At 64.7% G+C, this 18,614-nt stretch carries 19 protein-coding genes; 7 read left to right on the top strand and 12 right to left on the bottom strand.

The window, feature by feature from the left end:
• From urtB to F3J20_RS04025, 4 genes are all read right to left on the bottom strand, one after another.
• The gene (gene urtB, locus F3J20_RS04040; RefSeq protein ID WP_167036949.1) at positions 1-1,680 is read right to left on the bottom strand and encodes an urea ABC transporter permease subunit UrtB; all 1,680 of its coding nucleotides are present in this window, start codon (positions 1,678-1,680) and stop codon (positions 1-3) included.
• A 147-nt stretch (positions 1,681-1,827) separates the two neighbouring features.
• Positions 1,828-3,126, bottom strand: coding sequence for an urea ABC transporter substrate-binding protein (urtA, locus tag F3J20_RS04035; protein ID WP_167282096.1), 1,299 nt, complete (start codon positions 3,124-3,126; stop codon positions 1,828-1,830).
• A gap of 607 nt (positions 3,127-3,733) precedes the next feature.
• Complete coding sequence (locus F3J20_RS04030) at positions 3,734-4,057, bottom strand: rhodanese-like domain-containing protein (RefSeq protein WP_013088667.1); 324 nt, start codon at positions 4,055-4,057, stop codon at positions 3,734-3,736.
• A gap of 75 nt (positions 4,058-4,132) precedes the next feature.
• Complete coding sequence (locus F3J20_RS04025; RefSeq protein ID WP_167036472.1) at positions 4,133-4,786, bottom strand: protein-L-isoaspartate O-methyltransferase; 654 nt, start codon at positions 4,784-4,786, stop codon at positions 4,133-4,135.
• Positions 4,787-5,167: 381 nt separating this feature from the next.
• Here F3J20_RS04025 and F3J20_RS04020 point away from each other — a divergent pair, with 381 nt between their 5' ends.
• From F3J20_RS04020 to F3J20_RS03995, 6 genes are all read left to right on the top strand, one after another.
• The gene (locus F3J20_RS04020; protein WP_167036475.1) at positions 5,168-6,253 is read left to right on the top strand and encodes a LacI family DNA-binding transcriptional regulator; all 1,086 of its coding nucleotides are present in this window, start codon (positions 5,168-5,170) and stop codon (positions 6,251-6,253) included.
• A gap of 3 nt (positions 6,254-6,256) precedes the next feature.
• Complete coding sequence (locus tag F3J20_RS04015; protein ID WP_167282094.1) at positions 6,257-7,744, top strand: sugar ABC transporter ATP-binding protein; 1,488 nt, start codon at positions 6,257-6,259, stop codon at positions 7,742-7,744.
• Positions 7,725-8,738: an ABC transporter permease gene (locus tag F3J20_RS04010; protein ID WP_167282093.1), complete on the top strand. Its 1,014-nt coding sequence runs from the start codon at positions 7,725-7,727 to the stop codon at positions 8,736-8,738. The genes F3J20_RS04015 and F3J20_RS04010 overlap by 20 nt, the downstream gene beginning before the upstream one ends.
• Positions 8,739-8,987: 249 nt before the next feature.
• The gene (locus F3J20_RS04005; RefSeq protein WP_167282091.1) at positions 8,988-9,950 is read left to right on the top strand and encodes a substrate-binding domain-containing protein; all 963 of its coding nucleotides are present in this window, start codon (positions 8,988-8,990) and stop codon (positions 9,948-9,950) included.
• Between the two features lie 158 nt (positions 9,951-10,108).
• Positions 10,109-11,158 carry a sugar phosphate isomerase/epimerase family protein gene (locus tag F3J20_RS04000; RefSeq protein ID WP_167282089.1) on the top strand — a complete coding sequence of 350 codons (1,050 nt, stop codon included), beginning with the start codon at positions 10,109-10,111 and terminating at the stop codon, positions 11,156-11,158.
• A 251-nt stretch (positions 11,159-11,409) separates the two neighbouring features.
• Positions 11,410-12,561: a Gfo/Idh/MocA family oxidoreductase gene (locus tag F3J20_RS03995; RefSeq protein ID WP_167282087.1), complete on the top strand. Its 1,152-nt coding sequence runs from the start codon at positions 11,410-11,412 to the stop codon at positions 12,559-12,561.
• Between the two features lie 165 nt (positions 12,562-12,726).
• Here the strand turns inward: F3J20_RS03995 and F3J20_RS03990 are convergent, their stop codons facing one another.
• From F3J20_RS03990 to F3J20_RS03965, 6 genes are all read right to left on the bottom strand, one after another.
• The gene (locus tag F3J20_RS03990; protein WP_167036493.1) at positions 12,727-12,987 is read right to left on the bottom strand and encodes a hypothetical protein; all 261 of its coding nucleotides are present in this window, start codon (positions 12,985-12,987) and stop codon (positions 12,727-12,729) included.
• Between the two features lie 111 nt (positions 12,988-13,098).
• Positions 13,099-13,464, bottom strand: a complete 366-nt coding sequence (locus tag F3J20_RS03985; RefSeq protein WP_167282085.1) for a hypothetical protein — start codon at positions 13,462-13,464, stop codon at positions 13,099-13,101.
• A gap of 152 nt (positions 13,465-13,616) precedes the next feature.
• A complete protein-coding gene (locus tag F3J20_RS03980; protein ID WP_167036496.1) occupies positions 13,617-13,892 on the bottom strand; it encodes a hypothetical protein in 276 nt (91 codons plus the stop codon).
• Positions 13,893-14,021: 129 nt separating this feature from the next.
• The gene (locus F3J20_RS03975) at positions 14,022-14,339 is read right to left on the bottom strand and encodes a hypothetical protein (RefSeq protein ID WP_167282083.1); all 318 of its coding nucleotides are present in this window, start codon (positions 14,337-14,339) and stop codon (positions 14,022-14,024) included.
• Between the two features lies 1 nt (position 14,340).
• The gene (locus tag F3J20_RS03970) at positions 14,341-14,853 is read right to left on the bottom strand and encodes a hypothetical protein (protein WP_167282081.1); all 513 of its coding nucleotides are present in this window, start codon (positions 14,851-14,853) and stop codon (positions 14,341-14,343) included.
• Positions 14,854-14,882: 29 nt separating this feature from the next.
• Positions 14,883-15,086 carry a hypothetical protein gene (locus F3J20_RS03965; RefSeq protein ID WP_167282079.1) on the bottom strand — a complete coding sequence of 68 codons (204 nt, stop codon included), beginning with the start codon at positions 15,084-15,086 and terminating at the stop codon, positions 14,883-14,885.
• Between the two features lie 302 nt (positions 15,087-15,388).
• On the opposite strand from F3J20_RS03965, the gene F3J20_RS03960 reads away from it, so the two are divergent.
• The gene (locus F3J20_RS03960; protein ID WP_167282077.1) at positions 15,389-16,072 is read left to right on the top strand and encodes a methyltransferase domain-containing protein; all 684 of its coding nucleotides are present in this window, start codon (positions 15,389-15,391) and stop codon (positions 16,070-16,072) included.
• A 201-nt stretch (positions 16,073-16,273) separates the two neighbouring features.
• Here the strand turns inward: F3J20_RS03960 and F3J20_RS03955 are convergent, their stop codons facing one another.
• Entirely contained in the window at positions 16,274-17,446 is a 1,173-nt protein-coding gene (locus F3J20_RS03955; protein ID WP_167036508.1) for an ABC transporter substrate-binding protein, read from the bottom strand.
• 124 nt (positions 17,447-17,570) lie between these two features.
• Positions 17,571-18,512, bottom strand: a complete 942-nt coding sequence (locus tag F3J20_RS03950) for a CysB family HTH-type transcriptional regulator (protein ID WP_167036511.1) — start codon at positions 18,510-18,512, stop codon at positions 17,571-17,573.
• Positions 18,513-18,614: the final 102 nt, after the last annotated feature.

Here is an 18,614-nt window from a genome sequence, read left to right as displayed (position 1 = left end):
TCAAGCCTCCGCGCTGCGGCCCTTCAAGGCGAACATGCCTTGCGGACGCTTCTGGATGAACAGCACGATCAGGACGAGCACCGCGATCTTCGCGAGCACCGCGCCCCAGAACGGCTCGATCGCCTTGCTGACGAGCCCGAGGCCGAAGCCGCCGAGCACGGTGCCCGCAAGCTGGCCGACGCCGCCGAGCACGACCGCCATGAACGAATCGATGATGTAGCTCTGGCCGAGGTCGGGCCCGACATTGCCGATCTGCGACAGCGCGCAGCCGCCGAGCCCCGCGATGCCCGCGCCGAACGCGAACGCATACGAATCGACGCGCGCGGTTTTCACGCCGACGCAGGCGGCCATGCGGCGGTTCTGCGTGACCGCGCGCACGAACAGGCCGAGCCGCGTGCGCGTGAGCACGGCCCACGCGATTGCGACGACGATCAGCGAGAACGCGAGAATCGCGAGCCGGTTGTACGGCAGGATCAGGTTCGGCAGCACGGTCACGCCACCGCTCATCCACGACGGATTGACGACCTGCACGTTCTGCGCGCCGAACAGCATGCGGGTTGCCTGAATCAGGATCAGGCTCACGCCGAAGGTGGTCAGCAGCGTTTCGAGCGGCCGCCCATACAAATGCCTGAGCACGAGCCGTTCGAGCACAATGCCGACGAGCCCCGCCGCGACGAACGCGGCCGGTATCGCGAAGAGCGGATACCAGTCGAACGCGCCGGGCGCGAAGCGCTGAAACAGGTTCTGCACGACATAGCTCGCATACGCGCCGATCATCAGGAATTCGCCATGCGCCATGTTGATGACGCCGATCAGCCCGTACGTGATCGCGAGGCCGAGTGCCGCGAGCAGCAGCACGCTGCCGAGCGACAGCCCCGCGAACAGCGTGCCCGCGATCTGGCTGCGGCGCTGGATCGCCTCGAGTTCGTCGATGCCGCTTTGCGCGGCCGCGCGCACGCGTTCGTCGCTTTCCGCGAACGAGCCGTCCGCTTTCTTCGCGACGAGCGGGCGCAGCAGTTCGTTCATGTCGAGGTCATGGCGCGCGGCAACCAGCTGCACCGCTTCGAGGCGCCTGACGGGATCGGCGTCGTGCAGCGCGCTCATCGCCCATAGCGTGTCGAGGCGTTGCTTCAGCACCGGGTCGGTTTCCTTCGCGCGGGCCGCGTCGACGAGCGGCTTGAGCGACGGGTCGGGGTTTTGCAGCAGCGCGTCGATGGCCGCCGCGCGCGTGGCCTGGTCGGGCGAGGCGAGTTGCAGGCCCGAGAGCGCGCCCGAGACTTTCGCGCGCAGCAGATTGTTCAGCGTGACCGGCTGCGCGTCGTTCGCGGCGACGGCCTGGCCCGTCAGCGCGTCGCGTGCGGTGTCGCTGTCCTGCAGCAGCAGGGCGCCCGCGTCGGTGGCGAGCGCGCTGTCGTCGGCGAGTGCCTTGAGCACCGCGAGCGAGGCGGCATCGTGCGTTGCGATCAGCTTGTCGATGGCCGCGGACTTCGCTTCGAAGTCGTCGCCGGCAAGCGGCGCGAGGTCGGCTTGCGTCAACGCGAATGCGGCGGACGGTGCGCCGGTGAGGCACAGCACGAGCAGCAATGCGAGCGAGGCATTGCCGATCGTACGGAATGCGACGCAACGTACGATGCGTGGCGTGAAGCGTCGTCGTGGGAAAGTCGGAAAGGAAAACGCCATGATGGCCTTTTGCACGAGGGGGATTCGATAAGCCGATAAAGCCGGCGAGGGCGGCGCGGTAGCCGCCGCGCTTTTAGACGCAAGGCGTTGCGGCACATCGGCGTGCGCCGCAACGTCACACACTCGCTTTCGCGGATACGTCACGCGTCACGCAACCCGCGAGCGCCGCAAAAACGCCGGGATCGAGCTGACCACATCCGGCTTGCCCGCATTGCCGGCGATGAACGGGCTCCACGGCTGCGCGCGAACCGGTCCCTTGGTGTGCCACACGACGTTGAACTGGCCGTCCGCGCGTACCTCGCCGATCATCACCGGCTTGTGCAGATGGTGGTTGCCGTCCATCTCGAGCGTGAAGCCCGAGGGCGCGGCGAAGGTCTGCCCGACCATCGCGACGCGCACCTTGTCGACCTCGGTGCTCTTCGCTTTCTCGACCGCCTGCTTCCACATATGAATGCCGACGAAGGTCGCTTCCATCGGATCGTTGGTCACGCGCTTCGTGCCGCCCGGCAGGTTGTTGTCCTTGACCCACGCGGCCCATTGCTTCTTGAACTTCTCGTTGGCCGGATTGCGCAGCGACATGAAGTAGTTCCACGCCGCCAGATTGCCGACGAGCGGCTTCGTATCGATGCCGCGCAACTCTTCCTCGCCGACCGAGAACGCGACGACCGGCACGTCCGAGGCCTTGAGCCCCTGGTTGCCGAGTTCCTTGTAGAACGGCACGTTCGAATCGCCGTTGACGGTCGAGATCACCGCGGTCTTGCCGCCCTGTGAGAAGGTCTTGATGTTCGCGACGATGGTCTGATAGTCGCTATGGCCGAACGGCGTATAGACCTCCTGAATATCGGCTTCCTGCACGCCTTTCGACTTGAGGAACGCGCGCAGGATCTTGTTGGTCGTGCGCGGATAGACGTAGTCGGTGCCGAGCAGGAAGAAGCGCTTCGCGCCGCCGCCTTCGGCGCTCATCAGATACTCGGTCGCGGGAATCGCCTGCTGATTCGGCGCCGCGCCCGTATAGAACACGTTGCGCGACATCTCCTCGCCTTCGTACTGCACGGGATAGAACAGCAGGCCGTTCAATTCCTCGAACACCGGCAGCACCGATTTGCGCGACACCGAGGTCCAGCAGCCGAACACGGCCGCGCACTTCTCCTGCGTCAGAAGCTGGCGCGCTTTCTCGGCGAAGAGCGGCCAGTTCGATGCCGGGTCCACCACCACGGGCTGAATCTGCCGGCCCATCACGCCTCCGTTCCGGTTGATGTCCGCGATCGTCATCAGCGCGGTGTCCTTCAGCGAGGTTTCGGAGATCGCCATCGTGCCCGACAGCGAATGCAGGATGCCGACCTTGATCGGACCGCCATCGGACTGCGCGTGTGCGAACGGCACGCGGCCCGCAAGCGCGAGCGCGCCGGCCATGGAGCCATACTTCAACAGACTGCGACGTTTCATGTGCTTTCCCCTTGCCATTGATGGTCACTGTTTATAAGCGTCGGTTTCAGCCAGCGGGACCTGGACCGTACGACTAGCCGCTCGTCTACTGCAAGGCATATGCCATGTGACGCATCGGGTGCGGGGCGCGCGCGATGCTTGTGGTGGCGCGGCCGGCGGCGGCGCGGGTATCGCGCATTCGCGGGCGGATAGCGGCGCGAATCTGGTGCAGGCGCACGCGCTGTGCCTCGTTCGAGTGCGCGCCGCGCTGTAACGAAGCGTGGATAAGCGTCAGTGGCCGGGAGCGGGCGCAAGCGGCGTGTGTGCGGGTGCATGCGCAGCCGGCGTGTGTGGGGGATGTGTGTTCGGTGAGGGGCGACGATCGCATCGTGCGAGCGCGAGTCGCTATTCGCAAGCAGCTATTCAAGCGAGCTGCGCGCATGGCGCCGCTGTTCGAGCGCGCGCTTCACAAGCTGCGCGACGTGATGTGAGGCGAGGTGACGGACGGGCAGAGGCGGAAGAGTAACGACAACAGCAAAGGTACAAAAAACAAACGGCGCAAGGACTGCCCGCCCTTGCGCCGTCGCAACGCGCTGGTTACCGCGCGTTCAAACTCAATAGCTCCGCCTCAATACGTGGGAACCGACGGATCGACCTGGCGCGACCACGCATCGATGCCGCCTTGCAGATTGAACACGTTCGTATGGCCGCGCGATTCGAGGAACATCGCGACCTGGGCGCTGCGCGCGCCGTGATGGCAGATGCAGACGATCTGCGCGTCGTCGTCGAGTTCTTCGCTGCGCGCGGGAATCTCGCGCATCGGAATCGACACGATGCCGGCCATCGACGCCGTTTGCAGTTCCCACGGCTCGCGCACGTCGAGCAGCACGGGCGCGGGACGCGAGGTGTCGGCGAGCCATTCGGCGAGTGCCGGAGCGGTCAGGTTTTGCATCAGCGGGACATCCAGTTCAGGGGACGGCGGCATGTGCGCCGTCCGTCCGGTAAAAAAATGCAGCTAAAACCCGCTTCAGAACTTGAAGCGCGGCGGTTGCACCGCGTTGGCGAGCGGCTCGATGTAGGTTTCGAACACGTCGGCGATGCGGTACTGCTTCTCGTCGATGCGCGTGATGATTTGCGCCTTCATGACGGGGGCGGTGCCGACGAACGCGGCGAGACGGCCGCCCACCTTCAACTGTTCGAGGATTTCCTGCGGCAGCACCGGCAGGCCGCCCGACACGCAGATCACGTCGTACGGCGCCGCGCCGGCCCAGCCGCGCGCGGCGTCGCCGGTTGCGACTTCGGCGTTCAGCACGCCGTTGGCGATCAGGTTGCTCTTCGCGAGTTCGGCCAGTTCCGGCTCGATCTCGACGCTCAGCACGTGCTGCGCGCGATGCGCGAGCAGCGCCGCCATGTAACCCGAGCCCGCGCCGATTTCGAGCACGCTTTCGTGCTTCTTCACCGCCAGTTCCTGCAGCACGCGCGCCTCGACGCGCGGCGCCAGCATGTGCTGACCGGCCGGCAGCGGCACTTCGAGGTCGGCGAAAGCGAGGTCGCGGTAGGCGGCGGGGACGAAATTCTCACGTTTGACGATCGAGAGCAGATTCAGCACGTCCTGGTCGAGCACTTCCCAGGGGCGGATCTGCTGTTCGATCATGTTGAAACGCGCTTGCTCGATGTTCATGGTGGATTCGGCGGTTTTGGTTTGGCGCGCGGGCGGGGAGCCGCGGACTGTTGACCTGACTGTGCCGCGGCTTGGTTGCCGGCGGGCGCGGCTTCGCGGGAAAGCCTTCGGAGTTGCGGGCCGCGTCAGGGTAGCGGCGCGATTGTACCAAATGGCGGCAGTTCGCCGGACTTCGGCGGCTAATCGGCAGCCAATCGGCAGCCAATCGGCAGCCAATCGGCGAGCAGGCGGCACGCGGGCGGCCGGTAAGCGGTCAGTCGTCCGCCCGCCCGGGGCCGGCCGTGCGCGGCGCCCCCCGTGTTAATCCCTAGCGATCGGTTCTTGCGATTCGCCGCGTCATCGCGCAAAAATGTAATCGATTACATTTTTGCGCGAGCCCCTGTGTCCAGAACTTCGTCGAAGTCGTCTCCGGCCGCGCCGGCCACCGCGAGCGGGGCGGCTTCCGAGGTCGCCGGCGCGTCGCTGCGCGCGGCCGGCGACATCTCGATTGCGGGCGTCGCGCAGCAGGCGGGCGTCTCGGTCGCGACGGTCTCGCGCGTCTTGAACGGCCACGAGAACGTGCGGGCCGCGACGCGCGACAAGGTGCTCGCCGCGATCGACGCGAGCGGCTATCGCGTCAACGAACTCGCGCGCAATCTGCGCACGGCGGAAAGCCGCCTGCTGCTGACGATGGTCCCCGACTTCGGCAATCCGTTCTACGCCGAGATCGTGCGCGGCATCGACAGCGTCGCGCGTCAGCACGGCTACTTCATGCTGTTGTGCGACACCGGCGCGGACCCGGGCCGCGAGCGCAGCTATTTCGACATGCTGCGCCGCCGCCGCGCCGACGGCGCGATCTGCCTCGATCCGGACACGATCCAGCAGGCGCTCGGCGAGGCCTCGCAGGCGCTGCCGTGGGTCGCCTGCTGCGAGTTCGACCCGGCGGTGGGCGTGCCGTATGCCGGCATCGACAACTACCGCGCGGCCGGCGACGCGGTTCGGCATCTGCTCGCGCGCGGCCATCGGCGCATCGGGCTCATCAATTCCGACGTCGGCTATCTGTATGCGCGGCAGCGCCAGCAGGGCTATCTCGATGCGCTCGCCGAGGCCGGCATCGCGCCGGACCCGCGCTGGCGCATGAACCTGAACAGCCTCGACTACGAAGCGGGCGCCTCGGCCGCGGTCACGCTGATGCAGCAGCCCGCCGCGCCGAGCGCGATCTTCGCGGTGTCGGATACGCTCGCGATCGGCGTGATCCACGGTTTGCGCAGCGTCGGCAAGCGCGTGCCCGACGACGTCGCCGTGGTCGGCTTCGACGATATTTCGCTCGCCGCGCAGATCGATCCGCCGCTCACGACGATCGCGCAGCCGATGCGCGAACTCGGCGAAACGGCCGCGCGCCTGCTGCTGCAACGACTCGCGAATCCGCAGGCTAGCGTGCCGGGCGTGCTGCTGCCGCATCGCCTCGTGATTCGCGGGAGTGCCTGAGCCATGAGCCTCGCGATCCGCTTCGACGACATCCGCAAGGACTTCGGCCCCGTGCGCGTGCTGCACGGCGTGAGCTTCGAGCTGGCGCCGGGGCGCATCTACGGCTTGCTCGGCGAGAACGGCGCGGGCAAGTCGACGCTGATGAAAATCCTCGCCGGTTACGAAACGGCCACGTCGGGCAGCGTGCTGGTGGACGGTCACGCGCGGCGCTTTAGCGGTTCGCGCGACGCCGAGGCGCAAGGCATCGTGCTGATCCATCAGGAGTTCAATCTCGCCGAGCACCTGACGATCGCGCAGAACATGTACCTCGGCCACGAGAAGCGGCGCGGCTGGTTCGTCGACGATGCCGCGATGCGCGCCGACGCCGCGCGCTATCTCGCGCAGGTCGGGCTTGAGCGCGCGCCCGACACGAAGGTGCGCGAGCTGATCGTCGCGGAAAAGCAGATGGTCGAGATCGCGAAGGCGCTGTCGCGGCGCGCGCGTCTGCTCATCATGGACGAGCCGACCGCGACCTTGACGCCCGCCGAAACCGAACGGCTCTTCGCGCTGATGGCGAAGCTCAAGGCCGACGGCGTGACGATCGTCTACATCTCGCACAAGCTCGACGAAGTCGAGCGCATCACCGACGAGGTGATCGTGATGCGCGACGGCCGCTTCGTCGCGCGCGGCGAGACCGCGGGGCTTGCGCGTCAGCAGATGGCGAACCTGATGGTCGGGCGCGAGCTGTCCGATATGTTCCCCGACAAGGCGACCGCGCCCGCCGATGCGCCGGTTGCGTTGCGCGTGAACGGCCTCACGGTGCCCGACTGGGTCGAGGACCTGAGCTTCGAGGTGCGCGCCGGCGAAGTGCTCGGCTTCGCGGGGCTGGTCGGCGCAGGCCGCACCGAGGCGTTCGAGGCGCTCATCGGCTTGCGCAAACGCACGGGCGGCCGCCTCGACATCGCGGGCCGGCCCGTCGATCTGAAAAGCCCGCGCGAGGCGATGCGCCACGGCCTCACGTATCTGAGCGAGGACCGCAAGGGCAAAGGCCTGCACGTCGATCTGAACCTGCAGGACAACCTCACGCTGATGACGCTCGAACGCTACGCGCATCCGCTGCTCGACCTGAAGGCGGGCCGCGCGGCCTTGCAGAAAGCGGTCGGCGAATTCGGCATTCGCACGGGCGACCTGTCGAGCCGCGCGCGCATGCTCTCGGGCGGCAACCAGCAGAAGCTCGCGCTCGCGAAGTTTCTGCAACCGGCCCCGAGCGTGATCGTGCTCGACGAGCCGACGCGCGGCGTCGACGTCGGCGCGAAGCGTGACATCTACTTTCTGATTCATCGTCTCGCCGCGCAGGGTCGCGCGGTGATCGTCATTTCATCCGAACTGATCGAGCTGATCGGCTTGTGCCATCGCGTCGCCGTGATGCGCGCGGGACGCCTGCAAGCGACGCTCGCGCTCGACCATCTGACCGAAGAGGAGTTGATCGCCCATGCGACCGGCACCCACTGAAGCCGTGCCATCACGCAGCGCGCTGCGCGTCGCGCAGCGGCTCTATACGCTCGGGCCGCTCGTCGGGCTGATCGCGCTGTGCATCGTCGGCACGCTGCTCAATCGCGATTTCGCGACGCTCGACAACCTCGTGAACGTGCTCACGCGCACGTCGTTCATCGGCATCATCGCGGTCGGCATGACCTTTGTGATCATTTCGGGCGGCATCGATCTGTCGGTCGGCTCGATGGCCGCACTGATCGCGGGCAGCATGATCTGGCTCATGAACGCGCTGGCGGCGGGCGCAGCAGGCCATGCGTTGCCGCCGTTGCTGATCGTGACGATCGGCATCGTCGCGGCGCTCGTGCTCGGTGCGCTGTTTGGTTGCGCGCACGGCTTGCTGATTACAAAAGGGCGCATCGAGCCGTTCATCGTCACGCTCGGCACGCTCGGGATTTTTCGCGCGGTGCTGACGTGGCTCGCCGACGGCGGGGCGTTGACACTCAATGATTCGTTATCCGATCTGTATGGCCCGGTCTATTACGCGAGCCTGTTCGGCGTGCCGGTGCCGATCTGGGTGTTTCTCGTGGTCGCGGCAGGCGGCGCGCTGATCCTCAATCGCACCGCGTTCGGCCGCCATGTGCAGGCGATCGGCTCGAACGAACAGGTTGCGCGCTATGCGGCGATTCGCGTCGATACCGTGAAGATCGTCACGTATGTGCTGCTCGGGATGTGCGTGGGCGTGGCGACGGTGCTGTATGTGCCGCGCCTCGGCTCCGCGACGCCGACCACCGGCCTGTTGTGGGAGCTCGAAGCGATTGCTTCGGTGGTGGTCGGCGGCACCGCGCTCAAGGGCGGCGAGGGGCGCGTGATCGGCACCGTGATCGGCGCGATCCTGCTTTCGGTGATCGCGAACATCCTGAACCTGACCAGCATCATCAGCGTGTATCTGAATGCGGCGGTGCAGGGCGTCGTGATTATTTTCGTCGCGTTCGTGCAGCGTGGAAGGCGGTAGTGGGGCGCTGCCGGTTGAAAGCGCGGCGGGCAGGGGCCGTAGTGAAGCAGCCATGAGGCAGCAATGAAGCCCTAGCCAGGCAGCCGCCAAGCAACCGCAGTGCGGCCACGGTGATGAAGCAACGGCAGTGCGGACGCAGCGAAAAGCAGCAAAAGAAAGCAGCAAAAAAGCAGCAAACGCAACGACGGCAATCTGAACGCAGGTCCGAAAAACGGGGCGCCCCGAGCGCCTCAACATTGGAGACACACCATGAAGCAGGTCATTCGAGCGATCGGCGCCGGCATGCTGGCGTTGGGAATACTGGGCACGGCGGGCGCGGCGCGCGCCGACGACAAGGTCACGCTAGGCGTCGCGATTCCGACGGCCGATCACGGCTTCACGGGCGGCATCGTCTGGTGGGCCAACAAGGCGAAGGCCGATCTCGAGAAAGCGCATCCCGATCTGAAGGTGATCGTGAAGACCGCGGCCAACTCGCCCGAGCAGGCGAACCAGTTGCAGGACCTCGTGACCGTCAACAAGATCAACGCGCTAGTGATCTTTCCGTATGAATCGGCTTCGCTCACGCAACCGGTCGAGCAGGTCAAGAAGAAAGGCGTGTACGTGACCGTGGTCGATCGCGGCCTCACGAACACGAGCGCACAGGATGCCTATGTGGCCGGCGACAACACCGCGTTCGGCCGGATTCCCGCCGAGTATCTGGCGAAGTCGCTCGGCGGCAAGGGCAATATCGTTGCGCTGCGCGGCATTCCGACCACGCTCGACAACGAGCGCTGGACCGCGTTCACGAACGTGATCAAGAACTATCCGGACCTCAAGATTCTCGACGCGAAGTACGCGAACTGGAATCGCGACGATGCGTTCAAGGTGATGCAGGACTACCTGACGCGCTTCAAGCATATCGACGCCGTGTGGGCCGCCGACGACGACATGGCGGTCGGCGTCGTCAAGGCGATCGATCAGGCGAAGCGCAACGACATCAAGATCGTGTTCGGCGGCGCGGGCTCGAAAGGCATGGTGAAGAACGTGATGGATGGTGCGCCGATGATCCAGGCCGACGTGTCGTACTCGCCGAAATTCATCTACGACGCGATCAAGCTCACGGCCGAGGCGCGGTTAAAAGGCGAGAAGCTGCCGGCCACGACGATCATTCCGTCGGTGCTGATTACGAAGGAAAACGCGCAGCAGTTCTATTTCCCGGACTCGCCGTTTTAAGTTAGGCGGCGCTCGGGCGACGCTGCGAGCGGCACGTTGGGTGCCATCTTGCGTTCCACCCGGAGCATCGCGGCGCTGATCGTTTAACGCGCGCGGGAGCGTCCCGTTCATCCTGAAGGGAACGCGACCCGCGCGCGCCAGGTTCGAGGAACCGTACGATGAAAACCATCAAAGGTCCGGCGATCTTTCTCGCGCAGTTCATGGGCGACGAAGTGCCGTTCGACAATCTCGCGCATCTTGCGAACTGGGCCGCTGGTCTCGGCTTCAAGGGCGTGCAGGTGCCGTGCGATCCGCGCCTGATCGATCTCGAGAAAGCGGCCACGAGCGACGCGTATTGCGATGAGTTGCGCGAGACCGTCGATGACGTGGGCGTGGAGATTACCGAGCTGTCGACGCATCTGCAAGGACAACTGGTCGCCGTGCATCCCGCCTACGACGCGCTGTTCGACGGCTTTGCCGCGCCGCACGTGCGCGGCGATCCGGCCGCGCGCACGCAATGGGCGATCGCGCAGATGAAGCTCGCCGCGCAAGCATCGCGCCGCCTGGGATTGAGCACGCACGTGTCGTTTTCCGGCGCGCTCGCGTGGCCGTATCTGTATCCGTGGCCGCAGCGTCCGGCCGGTCTCGTCGAGGCCGCATTCGACGAACTCGCGCGCCGCTGGACGCCGATTCTCGATGCGTTCGATGCAGCCGGCGTCGACGTCTGCTACGAACTGCATCCGGGCGAGGACCTGCACGACGGCGTGAGCTTCGAGCGCTTTCTCGACGCGGTGAAGCAGCACGCGCGCGCGAACATTCTCTACGACCCGAGCCACTTCATGCTGCAACAGCTCGATTACCTTGCGTTCATCGACATCTATCACGAGCGCATCAAGGCGTTTCATGTGAAGGACGCCGAGTTCCGGCCGACCGGCAGGCAGGGCGTGTACGGCGGCTATAGCGGCTGGGTCGAGCGCGCGGGACGCTTCCGCTCTCTCGGCGATGGACAGATCGACTTCGGCGCGATCTTCTCGAAGATGGCGCAATACGATTTTCCGGGCTGGGCCGTGCTCGAATGGGAGTGCGCATTGAAGCATCCGCACGACGGCGCGCGAGAGGGCGCGGAGTTTATCCGGCGGCATATCATCCGCGTGGCCGAGCATGCGTTCGACGATTTCGCGGGCAGTGGCGTCGATGCCGTACGGTTGAAAAGCGTGCTTGGGATTTGATGGCCGTTTGTGCCGCGCGGGTTGCACGGTAGGGTTATTCGGAGATTGGCAGGCGCGGCGGCGGTCCGTGAGCGCGGTGATAGAGAGCGGGTGACAAGGAACGGGTGACAGCAGCGCGCAGTGACAGAGGGCCCGCGCGAAGGAAGGACAGAAGGCGCGGTGGCGCGCACCGTGCGTGGCCGCGTGCTACACCCACCTACGCACGCGTCGCGCCGTCCAAACACAAAGACAAAGGAAGGAGAGGAAATCCGATGCCACAAAAAAAGCTCAGGCTCGGCATGGTCGGCGGCGGGCAGGGCGCGTTCATCGGCGCGGTGCACCGGATCGCCGCGCGGCTCGACGATCGCTTCGAACTCGTTGCGGGCGTGTTGTCGTCCGATCCCGAGCGCGCGCGGACGAGCGCACTCGAAGCCGGCATCGCGCGCAGCTATGCGGACTGGCGCGAGATGGCGCGCGCCGAAGCCGCGCGCGATGACGGCATTGACGCGGTGGCGATCGTCACGCCGAATCATCTACATGCGCCAGTCGCGACGGCGTTTCTCGAAGCGGGCATCCACGTGATATGCGACAAGCCGCTCGCGGTGTCGCTCGCCGAAGGCGAGGCCCTCGCGCAACTCGCGCGCGCGAGGCAGCGGCTGTTCGCGCTCACGCATACGTATTCGGGCTATCCGCTCGTGCGCCATGCGCGCGAACTGGTCGAGCGCGGCGAGTTGGGCGAGATACGCGTCGTGCAGGTCGAATACGCGCAGGACTGGCTCGCCGAACCGATCGAGGCGACCGGCACGAACAGGCAGGCCGGCTGGCGCACGGACCCGGCGCTCGCGGGACCGGCGGGCTGTCTCGGCGACATCGGCACGCACGCGTATCACCTCGCCGTCTTCGTCACGAGGATGCTGCCGCGCGAACTTTCCGCCGAGCTGCATACCTTCGTGCCGGGTCGCCGTGTCGACGATCATGTGCAGGCGCTGCTGCGCTACGCGAACGGCGCGCGCGGCATGCTGTGGGCGAGCCAGGTGGCGAGCGGCGCGGAGAACGCGTTGCGGTTGCGTGTCTATGGCACGAAGGCGGGTCTTGCGTTCGATCAGGAGCAGCCTAACGAATTGTGGTTCACGCCGCTCGGCGGCACGGCCGAGCGACTGACGCGCGGGCGCGTGAACAGCGCGGTGGCCGCGCATGCGACGCGCGTGCCGCAGGGGCATCCGGAAGGGTATCTCGAAGCGTTTGCGCAGTTGTACAAGGACGCGGCCTTGCAGATCGACGCGTTGAACGAGGGCCGCGAGCCGCCGCCCGAAAGCCGGCTGCTGACGACGGTCGACGATGGCGTGGCCGGTTTGCGCTTTATCGAGGCCGTGCTCGCGAGCAGCGCGGCGGATGGGCAGTGGCAGGAGATCGCGGCGGGGTGAGTGGGGTGGTGGTTGGGGGCGAGTGGGGTGGGTTGGCTTGCCTTGCCTCGTCGCTGGCGATGGCGCTGGCATTGGGCCGCAAGGCCGCGATGTGGCGCGATGCTTTGTGATGTCGCGTGATGTCGCCAATGCGTTGCGCGGCGCCTGCGTGACACCGCTGCCGCGTTACTCGCCCTTGCTCTTTTTGATCTGCGCTTCGAACGCGACGTCGAGCTTGCTGGCCTTGCGCGGTTTCTGCGGACCGAACGCGTCGACGAATTTGACGAAGTCGTCGAGCGCGAGCGGCTCGGAGACCTTTTTATCGACGCCGCTCGCTTTATCGACCAGATAGAACAGGCCGCCAGACAGGCTGATCGCGGCAAAGCGGGGATTGCCGCTGCGCGTTTTCAGCCGCTCGACGGCATGGATGGCTCGGGTGGTGCGCATGATGGACTGCTGAGTGGGAAAAGACTGCTACTTTAACAATTTCGCGGACCTTCCGCGTTTGTGCGCGTTTGTGCGGATAGGGCGCTGGGTGGCTGCGTGAAGGTGACGATGTCAATCTAACGATTCCGAAGAGGTCTCAATTTCAAGCGAGTCAAACTCGACGATAAGCTCCGCCACGCATGTCGAGAAAAGTTGCGCGAGTTTGCCGGGTTGGTTATCGGTCCATCGTTCGGCTGTGGCTAACCTTCGTTGTGCTTTCTCGTAACGCTCTGTTCCCTCTTCCAGCATGTCGATTGCGTAAACGATGTTTTGAAGACCGAGATTCTCGACAATGCACCGACTCATTCCGACGAATGAAAGCGACGCACGCCGATTCTGCAAATACAGGCTCAGTGTGAGCGTTTCGCGCTCCGTCGACACATGGAGGGTGTCCATATACCAGTCGTGGAAGTGATTGAAGGCGTTCAGCTTGTCCATGCGTTGTCACCACGGAAGGATCGGTACAGGGTTGCCGAGGTCTCGGACCTTGCCGTCCCGGCATGGCGATGGTTCCATCGGGCAGCACGTCGCAGAGGCGGACGGGTGACCCCATCGTCATGGGCCATGACGCGCGGTGCGTGAGCGGCAGGTTATGTCTGTAACGGCTTGTCGATGGGCTCTTGCGTAACCGGGATGTACTGCCTGATGTCGGGTTGCCCGAGAGCAATCAGGTTGAGCATGGCGACGCCAAGCCGGCGAGCAAATTCATCATCGAGCCGGTAATCGAAACTGTCCAGAAGGATGGGCATTTCGAGTTGACCGGCAGTTACCGTGGCGATCCTGGTTTGATCGACGGCATGAACGATGAATCTTTGTTGATCTTCGGCGCAAGTCAATATCACTGAATATGGCGTGTGGCTGGCCATCAATATCCCCTGCATTGTTGGTAACGATCAAACGCATTCTGCTCGCACAGAACCTGGCCGCGAGCGTTGCCTATGGCACGGCGCAACGCGGGAACGATGATGGCATTTCTGAGCATTCCCCTTGGACGCTTACTCCCCGGTCCTGGTTGCTAAGCCATCGTTTTTCCAGTTGACGGGCTCTGCTGTCGTTATCTGCAAACGCTCACGCAATTCCGGGTGGACGCCAGCCTGTACGAGTATCGCCAGGCCGCCGAGCTTACGCGCGTCTTCGTCGGTGAGTGGGCGCATGCTGTGATCGGCTTCGTCGGGAGGAACTCGCATCCCGCCTGTGCGTGCCAGTGCGTTATCAATGACACCTTGCACGTCCCGCCGGAACACGTTGCATATCATGAGTTGCTGCGCGTCTTCGTCATAAAAAATGATGCTGGCGCGTGGTGGTTTTTTCATGTTAATAGCCTCTGCAAGTTTGATAGTTGACGAAAGCTCGCTGAGAGCAAAGGGCATAGGTTCGGTTGTCCCGGTACATGGCGCGAGCAAAAGAGCATTCTTCCATTTCGGTTTCGTATATCACGTGACACTCTTCTTCGTTGGCCTCACTGACGCCACGCGCAGCTAACTCCTGTAGATCGCCGAGCGAAGCATCCTCTTTGTATTCGAACGGCTGCGCATTGCCGAGTGGCGTCGATACCGGTACGGCGATGGTTCCATCGGGCAGTACGTCGCCGGGGCGGGAAAACCAGATCGCGAGGTCATCATCGGATGCTAGCCGTGGCAATCGCGGGCGCTCGAATGAACGAGCGGTACGCGCCAGGCGTTGCTCGGGCCGGAATAGTTGCGACGGCGAGAAGGTTTCATGCGATGGCCGGGGCGGCTGTTCGATACGCACACTGCGTCCACCCGAGGCATGCGGCTTCGCCGCGACGGCAATCACATCGCCGCGCTCGACGGCGGTCTGCAGCATCCGGGCGAGTTGAGCCGGTGCAGCACCGCTCACGTATGCGCAGCGGGCGCTTTGCGCATGAACGCGACGAGCCGTGCCAATTGGTGCGTGTCGTGCGTCAGTTTCCCTGAGCTTGCCGAAGTAATGAGCTGGCGGCCGGCACGTGCCTCATCGCTGAAAGTATTGCCGCGATATTCGTGCCGCGTATAAAGCGTGCAGCTTCGATGAGTTCCAACCTTGAATTCGATCGCCATCCGCCGTCCATACCCAAGTCAGATCAGCGGGCAAACCTATCATGGCGTCGAATCACGTATGACAAAAGAATGAATCCCTGAAACCACTGCGCACCCCGCAATACTGGCTGGCAGCCGCAGGAACACGCTATGCCGCGAGTGAGAGCATCTCGCAACATCGTGGACAACTGTCAACGAAAGCAGACCGAGATCAGCCCGCCGCGCTCGACCGGAAGGTTCGAATCGCCGACAATCGGCGGCATTGCCGACGACCGAGGCCCGAGACGCCCGAGGTCGCGGCGCACCATGGAGCGAAACCGGCGATGAACCTCGACCCTCTCAGCGACGACAAGATCATCGCTTCCTGGCAGCGCAACGCGTCGCCGTGGATGAATGCGGTGCGCGCGGGCGAAATCGAAAGCCGGCGCCTTGTCACCGATCAGGCCGTGCTCGATGCCGTACTGGCGTGCGAACCGGCCACCGTCCTCGATCTGGGCTGCGGCGAAGGCTGGCTCGCGCTTGCGCTGCAACGCCGCGGAATCGGCGTGACGGCGGTGGATGCGATCGCCGGACTGGTGCATGCCGCGACCGCCGCCGGCGTGCTCGACGGCAGAATCCTGTCGTACGAAGAGATCGCGGCGGGCCGGCTCGCCATGCGTGCCGACGTCGTGGTCTGCAATTTTTCGCTGCTCGGCAAGGAATCGGTCGACGGGCTGCTGCGCGCCGTGCCGATGCTGCTCGCTCCCGGCGCAAGCCTGATCGTGCAGACGCTGCATCCGCTCGTCGCATGCGGCGACTTGCCGTACGTCGACGGCTGGCGGCCGGGTTCGTGGGCGGGGTTCGGCGACGCATTCACCGACGCGCCGCCGTGGTATTTCCGGACCTTGCAGACGTGGCTCGAACTGATGGCGGCGAGCGGGCTGTTGCTGCGGGAGATGCGGGAGCCGGTGCATCCGCGCACCGGCAAGCCGGCCTCGGTGATTTTTCGCGCTCAGGTGCGGGAATAGCTGGCGAGTGCCGGGCGTAGGGTAGGGCGCGGCTGCAAGGCGCTCCCGCTTGCGAGCAAGCCCGGGCCGTTCGATGTCTTCACGTTTGACGATGGCGGGAAGCGCACCCAATAGCACCGAACAGTACCAGGCGGGGCGGCGGCATCCGGACAGACCATAGCCCCCATCAACCGCACACCCCTCAACACATAAGCCGCGCGGTCACTGGCTCAGATAAACGAACTTGCCGTCCCTGATGATGCCCATCACGCTCGCGCGCTGATCGAGCCCGACGTGGTCCTGCGGGCTCGTATTGACGACGCCGTTCGGCACCACGAGTTCATGCGCGTGTTCGAGTTCCTCGCGCAGCGCGACGCGAAACGCCGGCGTGCCCGGCTGCGCGGTCTTCAACGCGCGCGCGACCGCATCCTGCAAGCGCGGATACACACCGGCCGCATCGCCGGCGAACTGCGTCACGCTGCCCGGGCCGTACTTCGCCTCGTACGCGTCGACGAACGCGAGCGCCGCTTTCTTCGACGGATGATCGGCCGGCAGCGAGCGCGCGACCACGACCGGCTGCGTCGGGAACAGCGTGCCTTCCACGTCCTTGCCGCCGAGCTTGATGAATTCGGGCGTGGCGATGCCGTGCGTCTGATAGATCGGCCCCTTGTAGCCGCGCTCGATCAGCGTGCGCTGCGGCAGCACGGTCGGCGTGCCCGCGCCGGCGATCAGGATCGCGTCGGGCTTCGCGGCCATCAGCTTGAGAATCTGGCCGGTCACGCTCGCGTCGGTACGGTTGTAGCGCTCGGTCGCGACCAGTTGAATATGGCGCAGCGCCGCGAACTTGCTGAACTCGTTGAGCCAGCTTTCGCCGTAGGCATCGGCGAACCCGATGAAGCCGACTGTCTTCACGTTGTGGTTCGACATGTAGCGCGTCATCACGTCGGCCATCGCGCTGTCGGTCTGCGCCATCTTGTAGGCCCAGACCTTCTTGCCTTCCTGCGGCTCGACCACGCTGGCCGAGCCGATCAGCGTAATCATCGGCGTCTGGCTTTCGGCGACCGGATCGAGCGCGGCCATCGCGGCCGGCGTGATGTTCGGCCCGACGATCACGTCGACGTGGTCCTCGTTGATGAGCTTGCGGATGTTGCGCACGGCGACGCCGGGGTCGGAGGCGTCGTCGAGGAAGATGTAGTCGGCTTTCTGGCCGGCGATCGTCTGCGGCCACATCAGCATCGCGTCCTTGCTCGTGATGCCGATCACGGCGGCCGGCCCCGTGTTCGACAGGTCGATGCCGACCTTGAGGTCGGCGTGCGCGGCGCTCGCGGCGAGCAGCGCACCGGCGGCGGCGAGGCCGCGCAACATGTTTCGAAGCGTGTTGTTATGCAACGTCATGAGAAAGGTCTCCGTAGCGGAAAGCGGGATTCAAACGGAATCGGGAAGCGGGAATCAGATAGAAGCGGAAATTAGAAAGCGGGAACCGGAAAGCAGGGCGCAATCAGCGCGGTTCCCGCCGCCATCAAAGTTCGTAGGTTTCGTGCTCGCCCTTGAGCGCCTGCTCGATCAGCTTGCGGTTCAGGCTCGGCGACAGCAGTTCGACGAGCGTGTACACGTAGCTGCGCAGATACGCGCCCTGTTTCAGCGCGACGCGCGTCACGTTGCTGCCGAACAGATGGCCGACCGGCATCGCGCGCAGATGGCGGTCGCGCTCGGCGTTGAACGCGATGTCGGCCATGATGCCGACGCCGAGCCCGAGTTCGACGTAGGTCTTGATCACGTCGGCGTCGATCGCTTCGAGCACGATGTCGGGATGCAGCCCGCGCAGGCGGAACGCCTCGTTGATCTTCGAGCGGCCGGCGAACGCGTTGTCGTAGGTAATCAGCGGGTACTGGGTCAGATCGTCGAGCGAGAGCAGCTTGCGCTCGATCAGCGGATGGTCCGGCTGCATCACCGCGAGGTGGTGCCACTGGAAGCACGGCAGCGAGACCAGATCCTTGTAGTTGGAGATCGCCTCGGTCGCGATCGCGAGGTCGGCCTGGTCGTGCAGCACCATCTCGGCGACCTGGGTCGGGCTGCCTTGCAGAATCGAAAGGTGGACCTTCGGGAAGCGCCGCTTGAACTCGGCGATCGCGCCCGGCAGCGAGTAGCGCGCCTGGGTGTGGGTCGCGGCGATCGTCAGGTTGCCCTGGTCCTGCGCCGCGTAATCCTTGCCGACGCGCTTGAGGCTTTCCACTTCCTGGAGGATTTTTTCGATCGATTGCAATATGATGCGGCCCGGCTCGGTCAACGAGCGCACGCGTTTGCCGTGGCGCGTGAAGATTTCGACGCCGAGCTCGTCTTCGAGCTCGATGATCGCCTTCGAGACGCCCGGCTGGCTTGTGAACAGCGCCTTGGCGGCTTCGGTGAGGTTGAAGTTCTGCCGCACTGCCTCGCGGACGAAGCGGAATTGGTGCAGATTCATATATAACCCCTGCGCATATAAAAAGAATTTTTTAGTCGTTTGAAATATAAGGCGAGTTTATTACGATCTGTCCAACTTTTTCAATATGGATATCTGTATTTG

The organism is Paraburkholderia sp. Cy-641 (assembly GCF_011752945.1).
Lineage (GTDB): Bacteria > Pseudomonadota > Gammaproteobacteria > Burkholderiales > Burkholderiaceae > Paraburkholderia.
Note: the sequence above shows the minus strand (reverse complement) of the source record. Positions and strands in the feature narration are given on the sequence as shown.

Coding starts and splice junctions, on each gene's coding strand:
- urtB (WP_167036949.1), bottom strand. CDS start 1,680: ATGGCGTTTTCCTTTCCGACTTTCCCACGACGACGCTTCACGCCACGC.
- urtA (WP_167282096.1), bottom strand. CDS start 3,126: ATGAAACGTCGCAGTCTGTTGAAGTATGGCTCCATGGCCGGCGCGCTC.
- F3J20_RS04030 (WP_013088667.1), bottom strand. CDS start 4,057: ATGCAAAACCTGACCGCTCCGGCACTCGCCGAATGGCTCGCCGACACC.
- F3J20_RS04025 (WP_167036472.1), bottom strand. CDS start 4,786: ATGAACATCGAGCAAGCGCGTTTCAACATGATCGAACAGCAGATCCGC.
- F3J20_RS04015 (WP_167282094.1), top strand. CDS start 6,257: ATGAGCCTCGCGATCCGCTTCGACGACATCCGCAAGGACTTCGGCCCC.
- F3J20_RS04010 (WP_167282093.1), top strand. CDS start 7,725: ATGCGACCGGCACCCACTGAAGCCGTGCCATCACGCAGCGCGCTGCGC.
- F3J20_RS04005 (WP_167282091.1), top strand. CDS start 8,988: ATGAAGCAGGTCATTCGAGCGATCGGCGCCGGCATGCTGGCGTTGGGA.
- F3J20_RS04000 (WP_167282089.1), top strand. CDS start 10,109: ATGAAAACCATCAAAGGTCCGGCGATCTTTCTCGCGCAGTTCATGGGC.
- F3J20_RS03995 (WP_167282087.1), top strand. CDS start 11,410: ATGCCACAAAAAAAGCTCAGGCTCGGCATGGTCGGCGGCGGGCAGGGC.
- F3J20_RS03990 (WP_167036493.1), bottom strand. CDS start 12,987: ATGCGCACCACCCGAGCCATCCATGCCGTCGAGCGGCTGAAAACGCGC.
- F3J20_RS03985 (WP_167282085.1), bottom strand. CDS start 13,464: ATGGACAAGCTGAACGCCTTCAATCACTTCCACGACTGGTATATGGAC.
- F3J20_RS03980 (WP_167036496.1), bottom strand. CDS start 13,892: ATGGCCAGCCACACGCCATATTCAGTGATATTGACTTGCGCCGAAGAT.
- F3J20_RS03975 (WP_167282083.1), bottom strand. CDS start 14,339: ATGAAAAAACCACCACGCGCCAGCATCATTTTTTATGACGAAGACGCG.
- F3J20_RS03970 (WP_167282081.1), bottom strand. CDS start 14,853: ATGCTGCAGACCGCCGTCGAGCGCGGCGATGTGATTGCCGTCGCGGCG.
- F3J20_RS03965 (WP_167282079.1), bottom strand. CDS start 15,086: ATGGCGATCGAATTCAAGGTTGGAACTCATCGAAGCTGCACGCTTTAT.
- F3J20_RS03960 (WP_167282077.1), top strand. CDS start 15,389: ATGAACCTCGACCCTCTCAGCGACGACAAGATCATCGCTTCCTGGCAG.
- F3J20_RS03955 (WP_167036508.1), bottom strand. CDS start 17,446: ATGACGTTGCATAACAACACGCTTCGAAACATGTTGCGCGGCCTCGCC.
- F3J20_RS03950 (WP_167036511.1), bottom strand. CDS start 18,512: ATGAATCTGCACCAATTCCGCTTCGTCCGCGAGGCAGTGCGGCAGAAC.